Here is a 23,432-nt window from a genome sequence, read left to right as displayed (position 1 = left end):
CTCAGGACGAGTTCAGCAGTAGGTATCGCCTCGCGATACCTACTGCTGAACCTGTGTGGGACTCCTCAGCCCCGAGCGGCAATCCGCGCCTGCACCTCGGGGCGCCGGAGCGGGGGCACCGTCTTCGGCGGCTGACGACGCTCGGGCAAGACGTCGAGCAGCGTGCGGGTAGCCGCGGTCACGGCGACCACCGCGGCCTCGAAGGCCTCCGCATTCGCCGGCGATGGGTTGCGAACTCCACTCACCTTGCGCACGTACTGCCGCGCGGCCGCCTCGATCTCGTCCTCGGTGGCCGGCGGTTCGAGTCCGCGGAGTTCGGTGATGTTGCGGCACATGGCAGATCCCTTCGATGACGGACGCGCTGGGCGGAAGGCGATGCGACCTCGCAACCGGCCGACCCGCCGAGGGCCTACTCGCCGATCTTGACCACCGCTTTCCCCAGAATCCGCCCTTCGGCCAGATCGGTCAACGCTTCCGGCAGTTGATCCAGCGTGTAGGTCACGTTGACCTGGGGTTCCATCCCGTCGGCGATCATCTTCGACAGCTCTTCGTGCAGCTTCGCGGGCAGATTCAGTTCCGGATGGGTGCGCACGTACTCGCCCCACGCGGCCCCGACGACGGCGATGTTGCGGAACAGGACTCGATTGAGTTTGACGGTCGGGATGCCACCGGCCGCGAAGCCCACCACGACGTAGCGGCCATCGGGGGCGACCTGACGGAGTGCCTCGTCGAACACCTCGCCGCCCGACGGGTCGATCATCACGTCGACGCCCTTGGGGACGATCTCCTTGAGCTTGGTACCCCAGCCCTCCTCGAGCTGGACGATCTCGTCGGCCCCGGCGCTGCGCAGCAGGTCCTCGGCACCCTTCCGGTGGACGATGGCGATGACCTTCGCGCCCATCGCCTTGGCGACCATGATCGACGCGGTCCCGACGCCGCCGGCGGCGCCGAGCACGCCGACCACCTCACCGGGCTGGGTGTGCGCACGGGTCTTCAGCGCGAACAAGGCGGTCTGGTAGTTGATGCCCATGGCCGAGCCCTGCTCGAAGGACAGCCCGTCGGGAAGCGGCAGGAGCTGTTCGGGCGCGGCCGCGACCTGTTCGGCGAATCCGCCGACGATCGACGCCACGAGCACCTTGTCCCCGACCTTCACCGAGGCACCCTCGGGAGCCGAGCGCACCACGCCGGCGACCTCGGTACCCGGCGTGAACGGCGTCGGCACGCGCAGCTGGTACTTGCCCTGACTCATCAGCACGTCGGGGAAGCACACGCCGCACGACTTCACGTCGACGACGACCTGGCCGTCGGCCGGGGTGGGATCGGGAACGTCCTGCAACTCGAGTCCGGACGGGCCTGTCTCTGCGGTGAGTACCTGAGCTTTCATACGGCTCACCCTACGCGGCGACCGTCACACACCCGATAGGATCTGATGCCATGTCACAACCTGCGGCACAGTCGCCGAACGCACCCTCCCCCGACCGCCTCCGCGTCGCGGACGAGGCACCCGGATTCATGCCGCTCGACGAGGCCCAGACGCTCTTCGAGATCGCCGGAGAATATCTGTCCCAACCTGATTCGACGAAGGTCGGCGTGGAGATCGGTACCTACTGCGGGAAATCCACCGTCTTCCTGGGATCGGCCGGCGAAGCGAACGACGCCGTCATCGTGACCGTCGACCATCACCGCGGTTCCGAGGAACACCAGCCCGGTTGGGAGTACCACGACGAATCCCTCGTCGACGCACACACCGGGACGCTCGACACCTCGGCACGCTTCCGCCGCACCATGTTCGACGCCAGGCTCGACAACACCGTCGTCGGGTTGCTCGCCCCGTCGGCCGTCGCCGCTAAGGTCTGGGGCCGACCGGCGGATTTCGTCTTCATCGACGGCGGCCACAGCATGGAGGCGGCGCAGACCGACCTCGACGGCTGGGCGCCGTGGGTGCGCATCGGCGGGGCCCTGCTCATCCACGACGTCTTCCCCGACCCCGCCGACGGCGGCCGCCCGCCGTACGAGATCTATTGCCAGGCACTGGAAACCGGACAGTTCACCGAGGTGCGGGCGGAGGGATCGCTGCGCGTCCTCCGCCGCGACTCGGGCGAGGTGGGCGCACCGCTACCGCGGAAAGCCTGACCACGTCGGAGGCCGTCAGCGTCAGGCCTCGCCGGCCAGCGCCCGCACCTTGCCGAGCACGTCGGGATAGCGCTTCAGGTGCGCACCGCCGTTGACGTCGAAGGCGGCACCGGTGATCCAACGCGCCTTGTCGGAGGCGAGAAAGGCTACGGTGTCGGCGATCTCGGCGGGTTCTCCGCTCCGGCCCAGTGGGGTGTTGTCGAGGTAGTCCTCGGTGAGGCCCGGTACGAAGCCGATGCCCTCGGTCAGCGGGGTCATCACAAGCCCCGGCGACACCGCGTTGACCCGCACCCGACGGTCGGCGAGTTCGAGTGCGGCCACCTCGACGAGCATCAGCACACCGGCTTTCGACGCGCAGTACGCCCCCATCCCGGCGCCCGGTTGGCGGCCGTTGAGTGAGGCGATGCAGGTGATCGATCCGCCCTCGGCGATCCGGGCGCCGGCGTGTTTGATCACGAGGAACGTTCCGGTCAGACAGATGTCGACGGTGTTGCGCCAGGCATCGAGTTCGAGTTCGGTCAGCGCACCCGGATTCGACAGTCCGGCACAGTTCACCACCGTGTCGAAGTCGCCGATGCCGGCGAAAGTCGCTGCGACCGAGTCCTCGTCGGTCACGTCCATGTGCACCGCCCGCGCCCCGTCGCGCGTCGCCGCCACCTGCTCGGCACGTTCGACGTCGCGGTCGGCCACCACCACCTGCATCCCCTCGCCGACGAACGCGTCGACGGTGGCCAGTCCGATCCCCGAGGCACCCCCGATCACGACCGCCCGGTTCATCGCGTAGCCGCTTCCACAACGTCGGCGTTCGATGCCAGATGACGGCGCAGGAAACCGATCTCGTGCGTGACGCAGAGCTCGAAGAAGTCGTTGCCCGCGAAGATGTCGAAATGGTCGCACGGGTAGTGGCGCACTTCGGCGTGAGCTTTGAACGCGGTCTTCGACGCCGCGTACGGCGGTGCGGCGGAATCGAAGTCGGCGATCTGGAACAGCACCGGGGCATCGACGCGCGCGGCGTGCTTGTCGACTCGGAACGAGCCGATCTCGAGACCGACCGAGGCGTCGACCTCGTTGCGCCACGACGGCCCCGCGATCGCGCGGTAGCTCTCCAGAAACCCTGGTGCGGTCAGCGCGGCGCCCACGTCGCCGGGTTCGCCGACGACCCGCAACATCTTCGGACCCCGGCCCAGCCGTCGACCCACCGAACTGGCCACTGCCGTGGCGGTCGAGCGGGCGATCGCCGCCCCGCCGACCTGGGCGTAGGCGACGCGACCGGCGGCGAGCCCATTGACCAGTGGCACCACCGCGATCACCGCGGCCACGTCGGTCCGGTCGGCCGCCACGGTCAGCGCATGCCCGCCGGATTGCGACACTCCCCAGAGGATGATCCGTTCCGGGTCCACTCCCGGCTGTTTCTTGGCGGCGCCGATCGCGGCGCGGTAGTCGTCGGCCTGCCGTTCCAGCGAAATCGACTGTCGCGGTTCGCCACCGGACAGCCCGAAGCCGCGGTAGTCGAACGCGAACACGGCCAACCCCGCGTCGGCGAACCGTTGCGCATAGGGCGCCAGACCCGAGTCCTTGGTCCCCGCGAAACCGTGCGCCATCACGACGACGGGGCGCTTGCCGTCGATCTCGAACGGCGAAGACTCCGCGCCCGGAAAGAACCAGGCGTCGCAGTCGGCGTCGGACGATCGGAAGCGTACGGTGGTCGCACCATTTGAAATGGTCATGCGGATGCTCCCTTCGAGACCAGATCGTCGGCCACCCCGGCCCACGTCGGCGGCCCCTGCTGGTGGGCCCGCCGGATCCCCGCCGGAATCTCCTTGGTCCGCATGTTGTGTTCGTAGAGATAGTGATCGAGTTGCTGCGTGTGCCGCGGGCGGTCGAGCATGTGTCCGGTGTAGTACTGCATGTCCGCCTCGATCGTCTGCCGCATCTCCGGTACCGACGGGAGCCGGTAGTGACCCGTGGCGTAGGCCCCGATCAGCCGCGCCTGGCATTCCACGAAGGGAAACAGCGTCGGAACCGCCTGCGCGAAACCGGCGAAGACGAGGTCGTCGATTCCCGGGTAGAACATGCGCTTGTAGAGGTCGATCCGATTGTCGGGCGCACTGATGAAGTTCGGGTCGAAGAACGGGAACGTGATGTTGTAACCCGTTGCGTAGATGATGATGTCGAAGTCGTCGGCGGTCCCGTCGTCGAAGTGGACCGTGGACCCGTCGAACCGGCTGATGTTGGGCTTGGGGGTCACGTCGCCCGAGCCCAGTCGCAGTGGCAGTTCCACCGACTGCGTCGGATGTGCCTCAAAGAACTTGTGATTCGGTGTCGGCAGACCGTAATCCTCCGGCCGGCCGGCGGTCACGGGTTGCATGACCTGGACGAACTTGCGCTGCCACGACGTCGGCAGATACGGCGTCGACCGGTAGTACTTGTCGGCGGGCTTGCCCCCGAAGTATTTCGGCACGATCCACGCTCCCGACCGCGTGGAGAGGGTCAGCTTGTTGTCCAGCGCCTTCGACGACAGTTCGACGGCGATGTCGGCGGCACTGTTACCCAGGCCGACGACGAGGATGCGCTTACCCGTGAAATCGTGCGGGGTACGCGGATCGATGTAGTGGTGGGCGTGCATCTCGATTCCGTCGAACTCGCCCGGGAAATCGGGCCAGCGCGGATCCCAGTGATGGCCGTTCGCCACCACCAGCAGGTCGAACCGCCTGCGCTCACCGCCCTGGGTCTCCAGTTCCCAGCCGCCCCCGTCCAGTCGGGTCGCATGCTCGATTCCGTTGGTGAACTCGATCGAGGAGTAGAGGTCGAAGGCCTCGGCGTAGGAGTCCAGGTAGGCCTTGACCTGGGTGTGGTGCGGGAAGTCGGGATACTCGTCGGGCATCGGGAAGTCGCGGAACGACAACTGGTGTTTCGAGGTGTCGATGTGCAGCGACCGGTAGGCACTGCTGTGACCGTTCGGGTTGCCGAAGGCCCAGTTGCCCCCGACCCGGTCCGAACTCTCGAAGCAGGTGTACGGCACGCCGTAGTCGGTGAGCATCTTGCCGGCGGTCAGCCCGCTGATACCGGCGCCGATGATCGCGGTGGTTGGTAAAGGCACACTGCCCCCTCGGTGGACCCGTTGGATGTAGACACAATCTGATTTGTGTCTACACGATGAGACGTATCGTGTACACAGAATCCGCGAACTGTCTACGCAGCGCCCTCCTGAGCAGACATGTGGATGTGGGGACGCGGCGCGCACCGACCACGACCACAGGAGGAGTCAGTGACCGAGGCCTCGACCACGACGGTCCACGAACGACTGCTCGACGCCACGCAGAAGCTGCTCGCCGACAAGGGAATCCGGGCGACCACCATGCAGCAGGTCGCGGAGTCGGCAGGCGTGTCCCGCGCGTGGCTGTATCGGCACTATCCGGACAAACCGTCCATGATCGGCGCGACCATCGTCCGTCTCACCGAGTCGTTCTGGCGCGACGCCCGGGCCGAACTCGACGCCATCCCCGACCTGGTCGGGCAACTCACCGCCGGCGTCCGGATCGGCCGGGGTGCCTACGACGACCCGGGCACGCTGCTGCTCCGACTCCGCACGGAGGAACCCACGGAGTTCGCCGAATGCGCCGGTGTCGGTGTCGTCAAGCTGGTTCCCGACCTGGCAGCGTTCTGGTTTCCGTTCGTCGAACAGGCCGCCGCCCGCGGGGAGATACACCCCGCGCACGATCCGTACGAGGTGTCCGAATGGGTTGCGCGCGTCCTGATCAGCCTCGGCACCTCCCCGGGTGAGGCCCTCGACATCGACGACGCGCGGCAGGTCCGACGCCATCTCGAGCGGTTCGTCATGCCGGGTCTGGCCACCGACCCGCAGGGATGAGTCGGTGAGGCCCCCGATGCCCTCTGGCCTGGGTGACGCCGATCACCTAGACTAGTGTCCAGTCAACCGTCCGGAAAACGCGGACGACCGAACGACGCCGTCGGAGGGCCCCATGGATTTCGGGATCGTGCAGTTCACCAGCGACCGCGGGCTCAAGCCCCACGTCCTGGCCCCGCTCATCGAGGACGCAGGTTTCGCGTCGTACTACGTTCCCGAGCACGGCCACATCCCGACTCGACGCGACGCCGCGCATCCCCGCACCGGTGACGAGACCCTGCCCGACGAGCGCTACATGCGCACCCTCGATCCCTGGACGTCACTCGCCGCCGCCGCGGCCGTCACCGAACGCATCCGGCTCGCCACCGCGGTCGCACTGCCGGTGCAGTCCGACCCCATCACGCTCGCCAAGACCATTGCGACGCTCGACCACATCTCGAACGGAAGGGTCACCCTCGGCGTCGGATTCGGTTGGAATCTGGACGAACTCGCCGACCACAACGTCCCGCCGAAGCGCAGGCGGACGATGCTGCGCGAGTACCTCGAGGCGATGACCGCGCTCTGGACTAAGGAAGAGGCCGAGTTCGCGGGCGAGTTCGTGAATTTCGGCCCCAGCTGGGCGTGGCCCAAATCGACGCAGTCGCACATCCCGGTCCAGGTGGGCGCGGCAGGCAACGAGAAGAACTTCAAGTGGATCGCGCGCAGCGCCGACGGCTGGATCACCACACCCGGCGAGGAGGACATCGAGGGGTCGGTGTCGTTGCTCAAGCAGATCTGGTCCGACGCCGGTCGTGCGGGCGACCCCGAGATCGTCGTCCTCGACTTCCGGCCGGTACCCGAGAAGCTCGAGAAGTGGCGCGAGATCGGGGTCACGACAGTGCTGTACGGCCTCCCCGACGACTCGGTCGAGCGCGCGAGCGGCTACCTCGCCAAGCTGGCCGGCAAGCTCGGCATCACCCCGGCGGTCGTGTAGGCCGTTGTGGGAGGTGCGAGCGAAGCGACCCACCCCCGCCCCCTGAGGTGCGAGCGAAGCGACCCACGAAGGGTGTAACAACCTGTCTCACCAGGCCCTTCGTGGCTCGTCGACCTCGACGCGCTCCTTCGTCGCTTGCACGGCCCGGCGGCTATCGCTCCTCACACCCCAGGGAGCAAATGGGGGGCGCTCCCCAGGGAGCGGCGATGGGCGCGCCGTCCGCAGTCGGCTCAGGGAGTCGGTGCGACGAGCCGCTGGCGGACGTCCCGGAAGATCCCGTTGGCCACGCTGGTGCGGCTCACCGCATCGGCCGCCAGGATCACAGCCGCTGAGGTCCAGCAACTCTTCTCCACGGGCCAGCGTTTGCCATCGGCGAAAACCAGTCCGGTCCAATACGATCCGTCCGGATCGCGCAGATGCTGAATCGACGCGATGAGCTCGATGGCATCGGCGGTGTCACCGAGGGCATCGAGTGCCAGTGCCAGCTCACAGGTCTCGGCGCCGGTGACCCAGGGACGATGGTCGACGCAGCGAACACCCTTGCCGGGCACCACGAACTGTTCCCACCGCCGCGCGATGAGTTCCTGCCCGTCGCGTCCGCGGACGGCGCCGCCGAGGATCGGGTAGTACCAGTCCATGGAGTGTTCGGACGGCGGGGTGAAGGTCTGCCACTCGTCACGCGTGACGTCGGCACGGATCGCGTCGCCGAGCACACTGTGCGCCGCGATCCAGTCGGCGTCGGGCTGATCCATCTCACCGGCGATCCGGATCGCGCAGTCCAGCGCTTGGAAGATGCTGGCGTTCCCGGTGATCAGCGCTTCACCGAACATCGCTCCGGTCCGGTGGTCGCCGCCCCAGCGGAACGCACCGTCCTCACGCTGGAAGCGCAGCACGCAGTCGATCGCCGACCAGACCACCGGCCACATCTTCTGCAAGAAGGCGTCGTCACCGGTGATCAGATAGTGATGCCAGACCCCGACCGCGATGTAGGCGCAGAAGTTGCTGTCGGTGCCGGCGTCCTCCACCTTTCCTACGACGGTGCGGATCGGCCACGACCCGTCGTCGCGCTGTTTACGCCGCGACCACTCGTAAGCCGCCTCTGCCTCGGAGTGAAACCCGGTCACGGACAACGCCATCGCCGATTCGATGTGGTCCCATGGGTCGGTCTGCCCGCCCGGGAACCACGGCAACGCACCGTCGGCCTCCTGCATGCCGACGATCGCGGCACCGGTGGCCCGCATCTGCTCGGCCGTGACCACACTGGGGATCGCCGGGACGGCCGTCATGGGGCTCCCGTCCTGGAGGCCCCCGTCATGAAGACGCGGTGGCGGTCTCGGGCTTGCGCAGGTAGAGGGCCACCGACTTGCCGATGAGCGGGTTGAGCACCTGCTCGCCGACCCGGGTCAGCCACGGCTTGCTCATCATGTCCCAGACCAACAGCTGGTGGTAGCCCTTCACCAGGACATTGTCGTTGTTCTCGACTCCCACAGCGCATTTCAGCCACCAGTAGGGGGCGTGCAGGGCATGGGCGTGGTCGGTGCCGGTGACCTCGAGTCCGGCTCGCTGCAACTTGCCCGCGAGCTCGGAGGCCTTGTAGATGCGGACGTGTCCGCCCTCGACCTCGTGGTACTCGTCCGACAGGGCCCAGCACACCTTCTCCGGCCAGTACCGGGGCACGGTGACCGCGGCGACGCCACCCGGCTTCAGCACGCGCACCATCTCATTGATCGCGCCCTCGTCGGTCGGGATGTGCTCGAGGATCTCGCTCATCAGGACGACGTCGAAGCTGTTGTCCGCGTACGGGAGTCGAAGCGCATCCCCGACCTCGGCGCGCGCCTTGGCCGACGCGGGCACGTGACCCTCCGCCATCATGGCGTCGAACATCTCACCGACGTCGGACATGTCGCTCTCGGACATGTCGAAGGCGATGACCTCCGCGCCACGACGGAACATCTCGAACGAGTGCCTACCCTGCCCCGCCCCGATGTCGATCGCCTTGGTGCCCGGTCCAACGCCAAGCCGGTCGAAATCAACTGTGAGCACTCGATGTCCCTTCTGTTGCCCGCCGATGTCCGGCGAGCACGGTTTCGTAGTGAGCCGCAGTCTTCGCGGCCACTGCTGCCCAGCTGTAGTGCTCCTCGGCGCGTCGACGACCACCGTCGCCGAGACGCGTCCGCAGATCGGCATCGTCCAGCAGCCGGCCGATCGCCTGCGCCAGGCATCCGGAATCCCGCGGCGGCACCAGCAACGCCGCCTCCTCAGCGGTGCCGACGACCTCGGGGATCGCACCGGCCCGGGTTGCCACCAGCGGCGTTCCGCAACTCATGGCCTCGACCGCCGGCAGCGAGAACCCCTCGTACAACGAGGGCACACACGCCACCTCGGCGGAGGCGAGCAGGCCGGCGATCTCGGAGTCCTCGAGGCCGGACACCACCGAGACGCGATCGCCGATCGCCAGATCCTCGATCATCTTGGCGGACGGACCGTTCGGGTCCAACTTAGACACCAGTACCAATTCGACATCCCGCTCGGAGGACAGCTTCGCGACCGCCTCGAGCAGGTACGAGACACCCTTCAGCGGCGCGTCGGCACTGGCGACACACACGATACGTCCGGGAACGCGCGTGGCGGCCGGCGTGAAGATCTCGGTGTCCACCCCCAGCGGGATGGTGGTGATCCGACCCGACGGGATGTCGAAGGCCTTGCGGATGTCGACCTCGCTGCTGCGGGAAACGGTGAGCAGCTCGGGGATACGGCGTGAGACGCGCCCCTGCATGCGCAGGAACGAATGCCACCGCCAGGCACTGATCTTGCGCCACCCCTTGGCCGCCTTCACCGCCAGTGTGCGGTCGCGGGTGATGGGGTGGTGGATCGTCGCGATCAGCGGGAACCCGGCCTTCTGGATGTCGAGCAGTCCGTAACCGAGGCACTGGTTGTCGTGCACGATGTCGAAGTCGTCGCGGCGCTCTTTGAGAAGGCGCGCCACCCGGAGGCTGAACGTGAGCGGTTCGCCGAAGCTCGCCGTCCACATCGAGCCGACCTCGAGCACGTCGATCCAATCGCGGTACTCGCCCGGACGAGGCGTCCGGAACGGGTCCGGCTCGTCGTAGAGACCGAGGCTCGGCACTTTGGTGACGGTGACCCCGGCGTCGATGGCCACCTGGTCCAGTTCGGGGTAGGGCTGCCCCGAGAAGATCTCGACGCTGTGCCCCAGCAGTGCCAGTTCGCGGGAGAGGTGGCGGACGTAGACGCCCTGGCCACCGCAGTGCGGCTTGCTTCGGTACGAGAGCAGTGCGATGCGCACGGTCACTGCGCCCCGGCGGTGGCAGCCGCCTCGAACTCGGAGATTCTGACGAACTTCGTGCGGACCCGGCCGGTGGCCCTGCCCGCGGACTTCTCGGCGGCGTCGATCGCCTTCCAGCCCGTGAGGTCGATGCGGTTGGCGCCGCGGTCGGCCACGAGTGCGGCGACGTCGTCCCGCGAGGTCGAGGGGTCGTCGAACGCGGCGGCGACGAAGTCCGCGATGACCGCCTGCGCGGTCTCCTGACCGCAGATGCGGTTCATGCCGATACCCCCTGTCGCTCCTCGCTTGATCCAACCCGTGACGTACAGGCCGGGCATCACATCGCCGTCGGCCGCGGTCTGGACCCGCCCCTCGGTGTTGGGGACGACGCCGTGCCCCTCGTCGAACGGTAGGTCGGTGACCGGCACGCCCCGGTAACCGATGGCCCGCAGGACCAGTCCGGTCTCGAGGTCGAACCGATCCTCGGTGGGTGTCACCGCGACTGTCCCGGTCGCGTCGGCGTAGGCGTTGCGCACGCACGTAAGCGTAGCCACTTCCCCGTCACCGGCAATTTCGACGGGAGACGTGAGGAACCGGAACACGATGCGCTTGTTGCCCGGCGTCTGCGGACGCTCGGCGAATTCTCGGGCGAGACGCACCTTGGTGGCGATCGTCGAGTCGAGCGTGTCGTCGGACTGCGCCGCCTCCGAGGCCGGGTCGAGGACCAGCTCGTCGGGGTCGATGACGACGTCGACACCGTCGACGTCACCGAGTGCCAGGAACTCGCTGTTGGTGTATGCCGCCTGCGCCACGCCGCGGCGGCCCAGGAGCACCACCTCGGAGATGTTGGATTCACGCAGCTTCGCGAGGGCGTGGTCGGCGATGTCGGTCTTGGCGAGCTCGTCCGGGTCGGTGACGAGGATGCGCGCGACGTCGAGTGCCACGTTGCCGTTGCCGACCACGACGGCCCGCTCGCCCGACAGATCGACGTCGAGGTCGGCGAAGTCCGGGTGACCGTTGTACCAGGCGACGAACTGGGTCGCGGCGACCGAATTGCGCAGATCCTCGCCTTCGATTCCCAGCCGCTTGTCGGTCGCGGCGCCGACCGCGTAGATCACCGCGTGGTAGCGGGCGACCAGCTCGTCGTGGCTGATGTGCTTGCCGACCTCGACATTGAGGTAGTAGCTGAAGTTCTTCTTCGCCGCGACCGAGGCGAAGGTCTTCTCCACGCCCTTGGTGGCGCTGTGGTCCGGTGCGACCCCGGCGCGCACGAGTCCGTAGGGCGTCGGCAGCCGGTCAAACATGTCGACCTTGATGGCCGGTTTGCGGACGAGCTCCTCCGCGGCATAGAAGGCCGCCGGCCCGGCACCCACGATGGCCACGTGCAGTTCCTTCTCGGGCAGCTTGGGTGCCTTGCGCGGTGGCACGAGGCCGCCCTCGACGTCGTGGTCCTTGTAGTAGTCCGCGTTGATCTGGAGGTACGGCTCGTCACGCTCGTCCAGCTGATCGTCGGGGATGATCGCCTCCACCGGGCACTCGTCGATGCAGGCGCCGCAATCGATGCAGGTCTCCGGATCGATGTAGAGGGCCTCCGCCGTGAGGAACTCCGGCTCGTCGGGCGTGGGGTGAATGCAGTTCACCGGACACACGCTGACGCAACTGGCATCGTTGCAACATGGGCGGGTAATCACATGCGCCATCTGCTGTTTCCTCGTGATCCGACACGTAGAACGTGTTCTATTTTTCCGATTGAATGTATCTTAGCCGCAAAGATACCGGCGACCTATCGGAGGGACTCGAGTGAGCCAGGTTACGCCAGCAGTGTCGGTTGCATCACTCCCGGATCGCAAGCCTGGTGCCCAGTTCTACGAGGTGGGCTATCGCGTCCGCACCGGCGACGTCGATCAGGACATGCGTGTGCGCCTCGATGCGGTGGCCCGCTACCTGCAGGACGTCGCCAACGACAACCTCGAGGCAACCGAGTTCAGCGCGACCGACCCGTTCTGGATCGTTCGGCGGACCATCATCGATGTCATCGAGCCCATCACCTGGCCGGGTACGGTGACCGCGCAGCGCTGGTGCGGTGCCCTGTCGACGCGCTGGACCAACATGCGCGTGCGCCTCACCGCCGAGCACGAGACAAACCGGTTCAACCCCCGACCGCGTCCCGCGGGCCTGATCGAGACCGAGGCGTTCTGGATCAACGTCAACGAGCAGGGCGTGCCGTCACGCCTGTCCGACGACGCCTTCGCGATGCTGTCGGCGATGACCGACGAGCACCGCCTTCGCTGGCGGTCGATGAACCCCGAGAAGGCCCCCGACGCCGCCGACATCGACTTCCCCGACCGTGAACACGTTCTCCGGATCACCGACTTCGACCCGTTCAAGCACCTCAACAATGCCGCCTACCTCGAGGCGATCGAGGACGAACTGGTCGAGCATCCCGACCTGGTCGACGCTCCGCACCGGGTGGTCATCGAGTATCTCCGGCCCATCGTGCCGGGCACGCGGCTGGTCCTGCGCCGGGTGCGCGAGGGCGACCGGCTCACCGTGTGGTTGCTGATGCCGGGCACCGGCGACGAACTCGTGGTCGCGGCCAGCGTCGTCGTCGGGCCGCTCCCGGGGTGAGCAACTTCTACTGACCGCCCTGGAGCAGCAACTCCATCAGCTTGATCGGCGCCGCGCACGGATCGCCCTGGGGCGCGCTGCGAGGTTCGACGAACCAGGTGAAGATGCCGCGGCTCGGCGCGCGGGCGGTCACACCGCAGACGCCCGGCCGGTCGGGACTGCGCTGGGTGAACGCCGACTGGCTGGCGACCTTGATGTTCTCGGTCTGGAACCCGAGCTTCTTGGCCGTCTCCTTCTCCACGTTGACGTTGCCCCACTCGAACCAGTTGAACGTCACACTCACCACGTCGGTGGTGCCGGAGACCAACCATCGGCAGATGGCCCCGCTGAACGACCGTTCGGCGAACCCGCCGCCGGCGACGACATCGGCGATCATCGCGTCGGGTAGCACATCGCATTCCAGCAAGAGCCGGTCGAACTGGTCGGTGTCGATGTCGCTGCTGCCGGACTGGTCCGCGGCCCCCAACGGCACCGCCTCACCGTCGACGGTGCGCGCACACCCAGCCAGGGCGGTCAGTCCCAGCAGCAGCGCGGCGATCACGATGAGGGCGCGCTTCACGACGCACGCTCTATCGACAGCGTCGCCAGCTCGCGTGCGGCGTCACAGATCTCTTCGATCGGCCGTGGTGTCGCCGCGTCGCCGCGGATCGACCATTCGAAGAAGTCCGCGCCGAAACCGACGCCGACCTCACAGATCTGCCCTGATTGCGTGTAACCGATGAATCCCTCGTGGCCGTCGATCTCGAGTCTGTTGGTGACGTCGCGCGACAATTTCACGTTCGCCTCCTCACGACCGATCGGCGATCCGCGATACCAATTGAACGAGGCGACGGCACCCGTCCGCGAACCGGTCGTGTCCCATTCGCACACCGAAGTGTTGTTCACGGTCTCGGTGAGTCCACCGAACCCGGTGATGCGGACCACCTCGTCGAGGGACACGCCGCCGCATTCGCCGAAGAACGGTCCGGAACCGGCCTGGGCGGGCGCCTCGGGCGTGTTCGGAGAGTTTGGATCTGACGTCGGCTCGTCGTCCGAGCAGGCGCCGACGAGAAGCGTGATCGCTGCCAGAACCGCGATGAGGAAGGTGCCGTCGCGCAGCCGATCCAGTTGACGCCGTTCACGTTTCGTCGGCCGACCGGCACCGCGGTCGCGACGCGGCTGACTCGCGAGGATCTCCTTCGGCGGCGGCGGCGGAGACCGGTCGATGAAGCACTCGGCGGCCATCGGCGCCGACACCCGCTTACTGATCGTCCTGGTGACCTCGACGATGCGCTCCCGTCCGGCGAGCCGTACGCGGACCTCGTCACCCGGCACCACCGGCTGGGCCGGTTTGGCGGTCACCCCGTTCACGCGGACGTGCCCGCCCCGACACGCGGCGCCCGCCGCCGATCGGGTCTTGGTCAGACGGATGGCCCAGATGTAGGCATCGACGCGGGTGGACATGGTCAGCCGCCCAGCCGACTCGTCCGCAACCCGGGAGTCCGTCCGGCGCAGGCGCCCCGACCCGGTTCAGTGCCCACGACGCCGACTCCCTTCACCGCGCTTTCAACCCTGCCGGGTGCTCGTTGGGCACCACTGTAGCGGGGTCGCCCAGCTCGCCGCGGGTGCTGAACAGGCGACACCGTCAGCGCTTGCGCGTCAGCAGGTATGCGCCCCCGCCGACGGCCAGGACGAGGAACAAGATCGCCAAGAAGGTCTGGTCGAGCAGCAGCAACGTCACGAACACCGCGATGCCCGGTGACACCGCGACCAGGCTCATCGCCGGGTGCTGACGCACGACCTCCGACACCGCTCTGCTCTTGTCCCGATCGATGGCCATGATGCCCTCCCTGGTCGGTTGCACCCGGATCGGCCCGTGAACGGCCCGGGGTCGTGTGCCCAGGGTAGCCGCGTGTCGCGACAGGCCCGGAAAATCGCCCCCGTTCCGGTCAGGGACTCTGCGGTCTGACCCCTGCTCTCAGCTCATCGAACTGCCCGCGAAGCGAATAGCCATATCGTCAGCCACACGGTCCGATGTCGGCAGATGTATCTGCCCGAGGAGTCGGCCGGGACGTCCAACGCGAACATGTGCGGGTCGGCGAGGATGTCGGTGACCGCGGCGGAGCCGGCACCGATGTCGGGTCCACCCGATCATGTCTACTCCGACTGACATGTCTATGCCGTTCAGCGGCTTCCATTCTGGTGGAATGTGGAGGGCCGCGGTTTCTACTTCTTGCTTCGCTCCGAAGTCTGGTCTGACCTGGTTCACCTGGTAAGTAATCGACTGCATATTGCATCAGATGAGACGCCCCGGCGTTCTCACAAAGGATGGCCGCGGCAACCCCGTCCGGCGCATAGTCGTGGCATGCTGCGTTTCTGTGCTGACGTCTCAGCCGCGGACTGGATCACACGAAGTCGTGACGCGACCGACAACGTCGCGTCGGGCCAGGCTTGGAAAGCTCTAGCGCTGTTCGGCCCTCCTGAGTTCGAGGCCTACGCACGGGTCCGTTTCATACCGGATCCAGACCGTCCTCACCAGAGCGTTCCGAACAAGGACTTCACAGAGCCCGCCTATGAGGGCTACGAGCACGCCATCGTCGCCAGGACGTGTAGAGCCCTGGCTGCGGCGACGCGCAGCTCGGACGAGTGCTACTTCGCGATCTGGGCCGGCTATTCAGGTGTCGTGTCTCCTGTACCGGGTGGCCCTCGGATGTACATCCCCAACCGCGGCTACCACCTCTACGTCGGCACACTGTCCGACCTCAAGGCGTGGGAGGAGCCCTTGACGCACGAAACGCCTGCGATGTTTCACGACCCGCCGGCCTTTGTATGGCCCGCTGACCATGCCTGGTGCCTGGCAAGCGACACCGATCCTCACTGGGCCGGGATCGGGGCGAACACAGCCACCATCCGCGACCTCACATTGCGAAACGACATCGATGTCGTGACCGCAGACCGCTACGGTCGCCAGCCGTTCTACGACTGACCCACGGAACCGAGGACGGATGAAACGTCGCGGATTCCGATTACTGACCGTAGGTGTATGGCAGGTTGGCGTTGATCAGGTTGCCGATCCGATTGCACAGATGACGGAGCCGGCGGTCTTCCGGGTCGCGACCCGCTTTCGTCTGCCGATGCGGTGCGACTCGGCTGGGCTCAGGGAAAATGCGCGGGCAGTCGGCTGTTTCGTTGCACATCCTCGGCGTCGCACCCGCTCCTGTTGTCGGCTGCGTAGTGGCGATGACAACCCTGTTCGATCAACAGCCTGTGACTGCTGGGGTTTCTGTTCACCACGGTTCACTGCGGTTCACCACTGATGTTAGTGTGACATAGATTGCCGCACAGCTTGATTCGACGGCAGATAGGTTGTGGACAAACCTCGTCGTCGAACGTCTTGGCGAGTACATTGGTCTCATGTCCTCGATCACCGAGCTCCGCGACACCCTCATTGGTCTGCAACCCCCGCCCGACGACGGGAGTGGTCGCCTGGTAGTCGAGCGACTCGACGGACTACGCGTGCTGCGCAACGTCCTCGATCACCAGATCGCCGTCCACATCGCCCTGTTGGAGGATTCGGGGGCACCGGCGCGAGCTGGGTCGACGACCCGATCCTGGCTGATCGAGATGGGCCTACCCCCGACGGCCGCGCACCGCGGTGCACGGATCGCCGCCGGACTGGGATCGTTGCCGAAAGTCGCCGACTGCGCCGCCGACGGGTATCTCGCGGCCGAGTGTGTCGATGCCGTGGTCCGCGGCATCGCGTCCATCGACAAACAGGCAGCGCCCGCGCTGACCGACGACGACCTGTCGGCGTTCGAAAGCGAACTACTGGCGCAGGCCTTCTCCGGTGCCACCCCCGCCGAGATCAACACTCACGCCCGGAGCATCGCCATGCGGGTCGCCGATGACGATCCGCACGCGGTCGCGCCGGCCGATGATGCGTCGCTGAACACCTTGCACACCAGGGTGACCGACGAAGGCCGGGTCGCGATCAGCGCAGACGTCACCGCAGTGATCGGGGAAAAATTCTTGACGATGATCGACGAACGCTCCTGCCCACGCCCCGAACCCGACGGCGCCGACGACCGCCGCGATGCCGGCCAACGCCGCGCCGACGGTCTGGAACTCCTGCTCGATCAGGCCGCGATCGGCGCGGCCATGACCACCGCAGGAGCACCACGCACCCAACTACTGGTCACCATCCCTGCTGACGCTGCCGATCCGGCGCGTCTGCCGTGGGTGGGCGTGGTGTCGGCGTCGACGGCGCGCCGGTTGTCGTGTGACGGCGCGGTCGCCGAGATCGTCCTCGACGCCGAAGGCGTGCCGCTACGGATGGGAACGACGAAACGACTGTTTCCGCATCACTTACGTCAGGCGATCGTCGTGCGGGATGCGTGTTGTGTGAAATGCGGTGCCCCAGCAGCACATACCCAAGTGCATCATCTGGTCCACTGGGCCGACGGCGGACCGACGGATCTGGACAACGGCTGCCTACTCTGCCAGCGCTGCCACACCCAGGTCCATCACCACGGCTGGGAGGTGGTGATGGGCCCGGACCGGCATCCCTGGTTGATCCCACCCGCCGACATCGACCCGAAACGCCTCCCCCGACCCGCCTACAATCGGCGCACCATGCGACTCGACGACGCACTCGTCTAACCGTCCCCGCCGCACCAGACCCTCGGGCATCGACCCCGATGCCACACGATCTTTGACAACTCCACAGTGTGAAACCGAACCCCACCCACCGGGATGCTGCAGCGAAAGGCAATCACTTGCAATCACTTTCGGTACACATCCCGGTTGGGTCGGGGGCGACCTTGCAATGAAATCCACCGATCTCGCCCTCGACAGCAACCGTTGGCCACGCGGGTAGGTCAGCCATGGTCGGCCAACACCCACCCCTCAGCTCAGGAAGCACGGAACTTGCGGCTCTGCCGGATCAGGCCGCGGCATCTCCGGAGTCAGTGCCGGAATCTGAATCGACGCTAGAGTCCGACCCGCTCCCGGGGTCGGTGTCGTCGGAATCCGAGGTGTCGGCATCGGCTCCGTCGGAATCCGAGCTGTCGGGAGCCGAGACGTCGGGATCGACGCTGTCCGAATCCGGGTTCCCGGAATCCTCGCTGTCGGAGTCCGAGCCGCCCGACTCGGCTGCATCGGCGTCGCCGGCATCCGAGCCCTCGACGCCGCTGTAGTCGGTGGGCTCTGGCGTCCGGTGCTTGCCGACGTAGGAGTTCTCCGCCGAGCGGTGCTTGCCGACGTAGCTATCGGCCTCGTCGGTCTCATCGTCGGTGGCGGCCGAATCCGCCGATGTGTCGACGACCGACATGCTCGCGCGCGCCAAAGTGTTCGACGCGCCGGTGTCTATTGGATCGGTGGCGGGCAGGCCGAACGGGAACTCGTAACTCGGGATGCGGATCACGGGGACGAGTTCGCCGGTGTCGAGTTGCCCGAATTCGATGACCGGCAGGCCCAGTCGATTCGGCCGGAGCTCGCCGTTGACCTCGACCAGCGGTCGGAAGGTGACGGTCGAACCCAGCCAGTCGACGGTGATCGGAGCCGTGAATCCGTAATCGCTCGTCAGCCGGAGGAAGTTCCCGCTGAACAGGTCGTAGTCGCCCCCGATGCTCAGGCGGGCGAAGTCCTTGGAAAGCGACATCCAGTCGCCGTCGAAGTCGATTCCGGAACCACTCAGGGCGCCGGCGAGCAGACCCTCGAGAACGTCGGCGCCGAGTCCGCCGAGAACCCCTCCCGGATCGGCGATCAGCGCTGTCGGGTCAGTGAGCGCGAACTGGAGTTCGCCGTTCGGTTGCTGCCACCGGAAGTCGAAGGTGCCCAGCACGTTCGCGCAGGCTCCGACGCCGTCGGCATAGGCACCGGTGAGGCCGCCATAGCAACCCACGCCCTGGACGCCGGGGATCGTCGTGATCGTCTCGCCGAGGACCGTGACGTCGAGCGGCCCGGTGTTCCACGCGTGTGCCATCCCGATCAGTGCGAACGACCTCGCCGTCCGTCCGTCACTCGCCCCCGCGGTCGCGATGCTCAGCGGCAGATACGATGTCGCAGTTGCGTCGCCGCCACGGTATGCGAGCGCGAACTGGAAGCCGTTCCCGGCGACCGTCGCCGAACCCTCGGTGGCGGGGCCGTCGGTCATCGTCGGCGGCAGGTCGATGCCGAGAAAGCGGAGGATGTCGCCGAGGACCGAACCGGACACGGTGTCGAACACCTGCTTGACCGGATCGTAGATCGCGACCGGCACCACCTCGATGCGGTCGGGCAGGACGACGGCGAGTCCGATGCCGCCGAGCTCGGTGCTCGACTGAGAGCAGTCGGCCCCGTCCCGGACGCCGCCGGACAGGCAGCTCTGGATGCGCCACTGCTCCGCGATGTCGGCGAGCGCGCCGTTCCCGATCTCGGAGATCAGACTGCCGAGCGGGTTTCCGCTGTTGAAACCGTTCAGCCAGTCGTCGAGTTCGCCGATCGCCGGTGGTATCACCGCGGCCTCGGCCACCGTCGGCTCCGCGACCTGCCCCGCTCCGATCGCGGCGACGGTCGCCAACGCGGCCGCCCCCGCGATCGCACGATGCTGCCGCCGCTGCTTCCGGTTCTCGCGTCGAGCGACCTTCTTCGATCGCTGAATTCCGCTGCGCCCCAACCTGGTCATCCGTCCCACCCTCTTCTCCCCGACCGCCCGAGCTGAGTAAGTGAATCATCACGCTCGGTGAACAGATGGTCGATCGGAGGAAATGGCACGAATCGGCGGTTCTGGTCAGACGTCCCACCCCTACCAGCGGTCGCGATCGAGACCCTGACCGGTGGCACCGGCGTCGGCGGCGCACCCGAATCCCACGAGCCAGCGGGCAGGACCGCTCTCTCCCGCGGCGATCTCGACCTTGCCCAGCATCATCGGCTCGGGCAGGGCGGCCAGGAACTCCCCCAGCGCCGACGGGGCGAGCGTCCACACCTCGCCGCGAATCGCACGGCCGGCCTCGGGATCGCGGATCAGTCCCGGTTTGGGCGGGGTCGTATCAAGTGCGACCAGACGGTACGACTGGGTCGTGGTGACCTCGCCGGCCCACCGGGCACCCCGTTCGCTGAGCTCGTGCGTCAGAGGCCCACCCCGCATGTGCGCCCCGAAGACCGCGAGTTCGATCGCATCGTCGGGCTCCGCCCAGGAGGACGCCACCGAGTCGTCACCGACGAAGCGACGTGCCACGTCGACGAGCACGGCGTCGGCATGCGCGACGCCCAGGAACGTGACGCCGAACTGGGCTGTGCTGCCGTCTCCTTCGATGACCGTCCCGGCCGGCACCGCGAGTCCGCAGAGGTCGAAGAGGTTGCAGAAGTTGGTGTACGTGCCCATCCGCGAGTTCACGCCCACCGGATCGGCGGCCACCTCGGCGAGCGTCGGGTGCGCCGGCGCGGTCGGGACCATCAGGACCGTCGCATCGCCCCACTGGTCCATCGCCGCCGCACGAAGGTCCGCAAGCCGACAACGGGCGCGCAACAGGTCGACCGCCGAGAAACGGTCCGCCGCACCGATGATGGCCGACACCGTCGGATCGAGGCCGGCGGCGCCGGGATCGGCAACGGAATCGAGGTACTCCCCCACCGCCTCGTATCGCTCGGCGACGAGCGCGTCGTCGTAGAGGAGCCGGGCGGCCTCGAGGAACGGCGACAGGTCGATGGTCTTGATCATGAGCCCCGCCGCCTCGGCACGATGCACCGCGTCGTCGAACGCGGCGCGCCATCTGTCGTCCAGACCGGGCAGCTCGGTGGGCACGGCGACGACCGGGCGTTCGGGCGCGGCGTAGGGCATAGACTTCGGGAAGGGGCGTGTCCCAGCGGCTTTCGCCATCACCGCAACCGATCGGTCGGCCAGCGCGAGGTCGGCGGCGAAGATGGTGAGGACATCGTAGCTCCGACAGGCGGGTACGACTCCGTCGGTGGAGACGACACCGAGGGTCGGCTTGACACCGACGATGCCCTGCAGGCCCGCCGGCACCCGACCCGACCCGGCGGTGTCGGTCCCGATGGCGATGTCGGCGAATCCGAGGGCCACCGCCACCGCCGACCCCGAGCTCGATCCACCCGAGATGCGGTCGGGGCGTCGGGAATCCCGCACCGCACCATAGGGACTGCGCGTACCCACCAGTCCGGTCGCGAACTGGTCGAGATTGGTCTTGCCCAGCACCACCGCGCCGGCCGCACGCAGGGCGGCGACCGCGGGCGCATCGGCCTTGGGGGTGAAAGCGAAACCGGGACACCCGGCGGTGGTCGGCAGACCGCCGACGTCGACGTTGTCCTTGACCGCGAGAAGAATGCCCGCCAGCGGGCCGCCGGTCGCGACGGACCGCTCGTATTCGGCACGCACCTCGGCCTCGGGCCGGAGCGTGATGAACACCTCCGGACGATCCGCCTCGGCGATCCGCGCGTACACCTCGTCGATCCTGCTCATGCCACCCGCTCCTCGTCGTCCGCGCGCTCCGACGCTCCGCCGTCGGCCACGCTCACACCGGCCGCTCGCGCAGCGAATTCACCTTGTAACGACCATCTCTCGCGCTCCTCCGCACGGGCGATCTCCATCGTCTCCCGGCGAGCCGCGATGTCGCCGGCGTGCTCGTCGAGGAAGCGCTGGTGCGCGGCCAGCGAGAACTCACCGTCGACGATCTTCGTGCTGTCGCCGCGCCCGGCGGCGACGTCGGCCCGCATGTCCAAGAGCTCTTCGGCGCTGACCGGATACCAGTGGATTCGATCGAAGAACCGCAGGAGCCACGGATGTTCGGGATCGAAACCCGGGGCCGGCAACGGATGCCGGTGATTCCACACCTGGGTTGTCCGTCCGACGAACTGATAACCGCCCGGGCCTTCCATGCCGTAGATGCACAGGTAGGCGCCGCCGATACCCACCGCGTTCTCCGGGGTCCAGGTGCGGGCGGGGTTGTACTTGGTCGTGACCAGGCGGTGGCGTGGATCCAGCGGAACGGCCACCGGCGCACCGAGATAGACGTCGCCGAGGCCGAGCACGAGGTAGCTCGCGTCGAAGACCGTGCGGTACACGTCGTCGACGGAGTCCAGGCCGTTCATCCGGCGGATGAACTCGATGTTCCACGGACACCACGGGGCGTCGGACCGCACGCCGAGCATGTACCGTTCGATCGCCTCGCGAGTGGCCGGGTCGTCCCATGAGAGTGGCAGGTGCACCGTGCGGCTCGGCACCACGAGGTCTTCGGCGGCCGGCAGTTGGCTCTCGCATTCGGTCAGCCACTCCAGCATGTGCGCCTGCGACCACACGTCCGGGTCCGCCTTCACCTGCAGGGAGCGGATTCCTGGCGTGAGATCGATGAGCCCGCGCGGCTTCTCGGCGGCGATCCGCTCGGCCAGCGCATGTACCCGGGCCCTCAGGGCCAGGTCGAGGTGCATCTCGCCGTACTCGACGAGCACGTTGTCGTCGCCGGACCGGCGGTAGGTGACGGTGGTCGATCCGTCGGCGGTCGTCGTGGTGCCCAGGATTCCGTTGTCGGCGTCGCCGCCCGACGACAGGACGTCGACGAAGCACGCCCGCCGGCCCAGCCCCACCTCGGCGGGCGAGGCCGCACGGTCACCGCGCACCGCGACGAACCGGAGCGTGTCACCCGGCTTCAGCTGGCCGAGCTTCCAGCGCTGCGCGGTCGTGACCGTCACCGGGCACACGAATCCACCGAGACTCGGGCCGTCCGGGCCGAGCAGGATCGGTGTGTCCCCGGTGAAGTCGAGGGCGCCGACCGAGTAGGCGGTGTCATGGATGTTCGACGGGTGCAGGCCGGCCTCGCCACCGTCGTCGCGCGCCCATCGGGGTTTGGGGCCGATCAGCCGGATACCGGTCCGGTCGGAGTTGAAGTGCACCTCGTAGTCGGTCGCGAACAGATCGGCGATGTCGTCCTCGGTGAAGAACTCCGGGGCGCCGTGGGGTCCGACGGTCACCGCCAGTTGCCAGCTGTTGGTGAACGCCGGCTGCTCGTCGGAGAGGATGCGCCGGGGTGCGCCGGCCGGCGCACCCAGCAACGCGAGATCGTCGCCGGCCACCAGTGCCCGCCCGTCGAGCCCGCCGAACTTGCCCATGGTGAAGGTGGAGCGGCTCCCGAGGTGATCGGCGGCGTCGAACCCGCCCCCCACCGCCAGATACGCCCGCATGCCGAGGGTGCCGATCGATCCGATGTCGAGCACGTCACCTGGTTCGAGTGTCAGCGGAACCCATTGCGGTGCAACCGTTCCGTTGATCGTCACCGGGACCGGCGCCCCGGTGACGGCCACGACCGCGGACCGGTCGAACCGCAGGGCCGGCCCCATCAGCGTGATCTCGAGACCGGCTGCCGTCCCCGGATTGCCGACAGCGATGTTGGCGAGCCGGAAGGACAGGTCGTCCATGGGACCGGAGGGGGGTACGCCGACCTTCCAGTACCCGACCCGGCCGGGCCAGTCCTGGATGGTGGTGAGCGGACCGGACCGCAGTACGGTCACCGCGCCCGTGGTGGTGGCAGACATGATGGTGGGATCCTCGTCGGAGTCAGGCGACGCCCGGGGGCGTG

At 67.4% G+C, this 23,432-nt stretch carries 21 protein-coding genes; 6 read left to right on the top strand and 15 right to left on the bottom strand.

Annotation, left to right across the window (positions count from 1 at the left end; all coding sequences use genetic code 11):
• Nucleotides 1-65 precede the first annotated feature (65 nt).
• Nucleotides 66-335 carry a DUF2277 domain-containing protein gene (locus KB201_RS02695; RefSeq protein WP_211538273.1) on the bottom strand — a complete coding sequence of 90 codons (270 nt, stop codon included), beginning with the start codon at nucleotides 333-335 and terminating at the stop codon, nucleotides 66-68.
• 74 nt (nucleotides 336-409) lie between these two features.
• Nucleotides 410-1,384: an NADPH:quinone oxidoreductase family protein gene (locus KB201_RS02690; RefSeq protein WP_211538272.1), complete on the bottom strand. Its 975-nt coding sequence runs from the start codon at nucleotides 1,382-1,384 to the stop codon at nucleotides 410-412.
• 50 nt (nucleotides 1,385-1,434) lie between these two features.
• Here KB201_RS02690 and KB201_RS02685 point away from each other — a divergent pair, with 50 nt between their 5' ends.
• Nucleotides 1,435-2,133, top strand: a complete 699-nt coding sequence (locus KB201_RS02685) for a class I SAM-dependent methyltransferase (RefSeq protein ID WP_211538271.1) — start codon at nucleotides 1,435-1,437, stop codon at nucleotides 2,131-2,133.
• 21 nt (nucleotides 2,134-2,154) lie between these two features.
• On the opposite strand, the gene KB201_RS02680 is transcribed toward KB201_RS02685, so the two are convergent.
• The 3 genes from KB201_RS02680 to KB201_RS02670 are packed head-to-tail and all read right to left on the bottom strand — an operon-like array spanning nucleotide 2,155 to nucleotide 5,233.
• A complete protein-coding gene (locus KB201_RS02680; RefSeq protein WP_058252421.1) occupies nucleotides 2,155-2,910 on the bottom strand; it encodes an SDR family NAD(P)-dependent oxidoreductase in 756 nt (251 codons plus the stop codon).
• Nucleotides 2,907-3,860, bottom strand: a complete 954-nt coding sequence (locus KB201_RS02675) for an alpha/beta hydrolase (RefSeq protein WP_211538270.1) — start codon at nucleotides 3,858-3,860, stop codon at nucleotides 2,907-2,909. The genes KB201_RS02680 and KB201_RS02675 overlap by 4 nt, the downstream gene beginning before the upstream one ends.
• Nucleotides 3,857-5,233 carry an NAD(P)/FAD-dependent oxidoreductase gene (locus KB201_RS02670; protein WP_058252423.1) on the bottom strand — a complete coding sequence of 459 codons (1,377 nt, stop codon included), beginning with the start codon at nucleotides 5,231-5,233 and terminating at the stop codon, nucleotides 3,857-3,859. The genes KB201_RS02675 and KB201_RS02670 overlap by 4 nt, the downstream gene beginning before the upstream one ends.
• A 168-nt stretch (nucleotides 5,234-5,401) precedes the next feature.
• Between KB201_RS02670 and KB201_RS02665 the strand changes: the two genes are divergently transcribed.
• Nucleotides 5,402-6,004, top strand: coding sequence for a TetR/AcrR family transcriptional regulator (locus tag KB201_RS02665; RefSeq protein WP_171011674.1), 603 nt, complete (start codon nucleotides 5,402-5,404; stop codon nucleotides 6,002-6,004).
• Nucleotides 6,005-6,116: 112 nt separating this feature from the next.
• The gene (locus KB201_RS02660; RefSeq protein ID WP_058252424.1) at nucleotides 6,117-6,974 is read left to right on the top strand and encodes an LLM class F420-dependent oxidoreductase; all 858 of its coding nucleotides are present in this window, start codon (nucleotides 6,117-6,119) and stop codon (nucleotides 6,972-6,974) included.
• 230 nt (nucleotides 6,975-7,204) lie between these two features.
• On the opposite strand, the gene KB201_RS02655 is transcribed toward KB201_RS02660, so the two are convergent.
• From KB201_RS02655 to KB201_RS02640, 4 genes are read right to left on the bottom strand one after another with little or no spacing between them, the layout of a single operon-like run.
• The gene (locus KB201_RS02655) at nucleotides 7,205-8,260 is read right to left on the bottom strand and encodes a prenyltransferase (protein WP_058252425.1); all 1,056 of its coding nucleotides are present in this window, start codon (nucleotides 8,258-8,260) and stop codon (nucleotides 7,205-7,207) included.
• 25 nt (nucleotides 8,261-8,285) lie between these two features.
• Nucleotides 8,286-9,017: a class I SAM-dependent methyltransferase gene (locus KB201_RS02650; RefSeq protein ID WP_078114126.1), complete on the bottom strand. Its 732-nt coding sequence runs from the start codon at nucleotides 9,015-9,017 to the stop codon at nucleotides 8,286-8,288.
• The gene (locus tag KB201_RS02645) at nucleotides 9,004-10,278 is read right to left on the bottom strand and encodes a glycosyltransferase family 4 protein (protein WP_078114133.1); all 1,275 of its coding nucleotides are present in this window, start codon (nucleotides 10,276-10,278) and stop codon (nucleotides 9,004-9,006) included. The genes KB201_RS02650 and KB201_RS02645 overlap by 14 nt, the downstream gene beginning before the upstream one ends.
• A 2-nt stretch (nucleotides 10,279-10,280) precedes the next feature.
• Nucleotides 10,281-11,957 (bottom strand): FAD-dependent oxidoreductase, encoded by a 1,677-nt coding sequence (locus tag KB201_RS02640; protein ID WP_078114127.1) that lies wholly within the window; start codon nucleotides 11,955-11,957, stop codon nucleotides 10,281-10,283.
• A 100-nt stretch (nucleotides 11,958-12,057) separates the two neighbouring features.
• On the opposite strand from KB201_RS02640, the gene KB201_RS02635 reads away from it, so the two are divergent.
• Nucleotides 12,058-12,885: an acyl-[acyl-carrier-protein] thioesterase gene (locus KB201_RS02635; RefSeq protein WP_078114128.1), complete on the top strand. Its 828-nt coding sequence runs from the start codon at nucleotides 12,058-12,060 to the stop codon at nucleotides 12,883-12,885.
• Nucleotides 12,886-12,892: 7 nt separating this feature from the next.
• Here KB201_RS02635 and KB201_RS02630 read toward each other — a convergent pair whose 3' ends face one another.
• From KB201_RS02630 to KB201_RS02620, 3 genes are all read right to left on the bottom strand, one after another.
• Nucleotides 12,893-13,444 carry a DUF3558 domain-containing protein gene (locus KB201_RS02630; protein WP_078114129.1) on the bottom strand — a complete coding sequence of 184 codons (552 nt, stop codon included), beginning with the start codon at nucleotides 13,442-13,444 and terminating at the stop codon, nucleotides 12,893-12,895.
• Nucleotides 13,441-14,328, bottom strand: coding sequence for a DUF3558 family protein (locus KB201_RS02625; protein WP_078114130.1), 888 nt, complete (start codon nucleotides 14,326-14,328; stop codon nucleotides 13,441-13,443). Before KB201_RS02625 ends, KB201_RS02630 begins: the two co-directional genes overlap by 4 nt.
• A gap of 181 nt (nucleotides 14,329-14,509) precedes the next feature.
• Nucleotides 14,510-14,704 (bottom strand): hypothetical protein, encoded by a 195-nt coding sequence (locus KB201_RS02620; protein ID WP_058252431.1) that lies wholly within the window; start codon nucleotides 14,702-14,704, stop codon nucleotides 14,510-14,512.
• A 525-nt stretch (nucleotides 14,705-15,229) separates the two neighbouring features.
• On the opposite strand from KB201_RS02620, the gene KB201_RS24730 reads away from it, so the two are divergent.
• Nucleotides 15,230-15,850 (top strand): hypothetical protein, encoded by a 621-nt coding sequence (locus KB201_RS24730; protein WP_238994933.1) that lies wholly within the window; start codon nucleotides 15,230-15,232, stop codon nucleotides 15,848-15,850.
• Nucleotides 15,851-16,278: 428 nt separating this feature from the next.
• Nucleotides 16,279-17,523 (top strand): HNH endonuclease signature motif containing protein, encoded by a 1,245-nt coding sequence (locus tag KB201_RS02610; RefSeq protein ID WP_159371378.1) that lies wholly within the window; start codon nucleotides 16,279-16,281, stop codon nucleotides 17,521-17,523.
• 283 nt (nucleotides 17,524-17,806) lie between these two features.
• On the opposite strand, the gene KB201_RS02605 is transcribed toward KB201_RS02610, so the two are convergent.
• From KB201_RS02605 to KB201_RS02595, 3 genes are all read right to left on the bottom strand, one after another.
• Nucleotides 17,807-19,528 (bottom strand): hypothetical protein, encoded by a 1,722-nt coding sequence (locus tag KB201_RS02605; RefSeq protein WP_307848023.1) that lies wholly within the window; start codon nucleotides 19,526-19,528, stop codon nucleotides 17,807-17,809.
• Between the two features lie 120 nt (nucleotides 19,529-19,648).
• Nucleotides 19,649-21,322, bottom strand: a complete 1,674-nt coding sequence (atzF, locus tag KB201_RS02600; protein WP_211538269.1) for an allophanate hydrolase — start codon at nucleotides 21,320-21,322, stop codon at nucleotides 19,649-19,651.
• Nucleotides 21,319-23,388, bottom strand: a complete 2,070-nt coding sequence (locus KB201_RS02595; protein WP_078113649.1) for a 5-oxoprolinase/urea amidolyase family protein — start codon at nucleotides 23,386-23,388, stop codon at nucleotides 21,319-21,321. The genes atzF and KB201_RS02595 overlap by 4 nt, the downstream gene beginning before the upstream one ends.
• Between the last annotated feature and the right edge of the window lie 44 nt (nucleotides 23,389-23,432).

It is taken from the genome of Gordonia sp. SCSIO 19800 (genome assembly GCF_018132775.1).
GTDB lineage: Bacteria > Actinomycetota > Actinomycetes > Mycobacteriales > Mycobacteriaceae > Gordonia > Gordonia hongkongensis.
The sequence above is the reverse complement of the archived record's forward strand: the minus strand, read 5'-3'. Positions and strand labels throughout refer to the sequence as shown.

What these genes read in the sequence shown, in the direction of transcription:
- KB201_RS02695 (WP_211538273.1), bottom strand. Translation starts at nt 335, where the DNA reads ATGTGCCGCAACATCACCGAACTCCGCGGACTCGAACCGCCGGCCACC.
- KB201_RS02690 (WP_211538272.1), bottom strand. Translation starts at nt 1,384, where the DNA reads ATGAAAGCTCAGGTACTCACCGCAGAGACAGGCCCGTCCGGACTCGAG.
- KB201_RS02685 (WP_211538271.1), top strand. Translation starts at nt 1,435, where the DNA reads ATGTCACAACCTGCGGCACAGTCGCCGAACGCACCCTCCCCCGACCGC.
- KB201_RS02680 (WP_058252421.1), bottom strand. Translation starts at nt 2,910, where the DNA reads ATGAACCGGGCGGTCGTGATCGGGGGTGCCTCGGGGATCGGACTGGCC.
- KB201_RS02675 (WP_211538270.1), bottom strand. Translation starts at nt 3,860, where the DNA reads ATGACCATTTCAAATGGTGCGACCACCGTACGCTTCCGATCGTCCGAC.
- KB201_RS02660 (WP_058252424.1), top strand. Translation starts at nt 6,117, where the DNA reads ATGGATTTCGGGATCGTGCAGTTCACCAGCGACCGCGGGCTCAAGCCC.
- KB201_RS02655 (WP_058252425.1), bottom strand. Translation starts at nt 8,260, where the DNA reads ATGACGGCCGTCCCGGCGATCCCCAGTGTGGTCACGGCCGAGCAGATG.
- KB201_RS02640 (WP_078114127.1), bottom strand. Translation starts at nt 11,957, where the DNA reads ATGGCGCATGTGATTACCCGCCCATGTTGCAACGATGCCAGTTGCGTC.
- KB201_RS02625 (WP_078114130.1), bottom strand. Translation starts at nt 14,328, where the DNA reads ATGTCCACCCGCGTCGATGCCTACATCTGGGCCATCCGTCTGACCAAG.
- KB201_RS02620 (WP_058252431.1), bottom strand. Translation starts at nt 14,704, where the DNA reads ATGGCCATCGATCGGGACAAGAGCAGAGCGGTGTCGGAGGTCGTGCGT.
- KB201_RS24730 (WP_238994933.1), top strand. Translation starts at nt 15,230, where the DNA reads ATGCTGCGTTTCTGTGCTGACGTCTCAGCCGCGGACTGGATCACACGA.
- KB201_RS02610 (WP_159371378.1), top strand. Translation starts at nt 16,279, where the DNA reads ATGTCCTCGATCACCGAGCTCCGCGACACCCTCATTGGTCTGCAACCC.
- KB201_RS02605 (WP_307848023.1), bottom strand. Translation starts at nt 19,528, where the DNA reads ATGACCAGGTTGGGGCGCAGCGGAATTCAGCGATCGAAGAAGGTCGCT.
- atzF (WP_211538269.1), bottom strand. Translation starts at nt 21,322, where the DNA reads ATGAGCAGGATCGACGAGGTGTACGCGCGGATCGCCGAGGCGGATCGT.
- KB201_RS02595 (WP_078113649.1), bottom strand. Translation starts at nt 23,388, where the DNA reads ATGTCTGCCACCACCACGGGCGCGGTGACCGTACTGCGGTCCGGTCCG.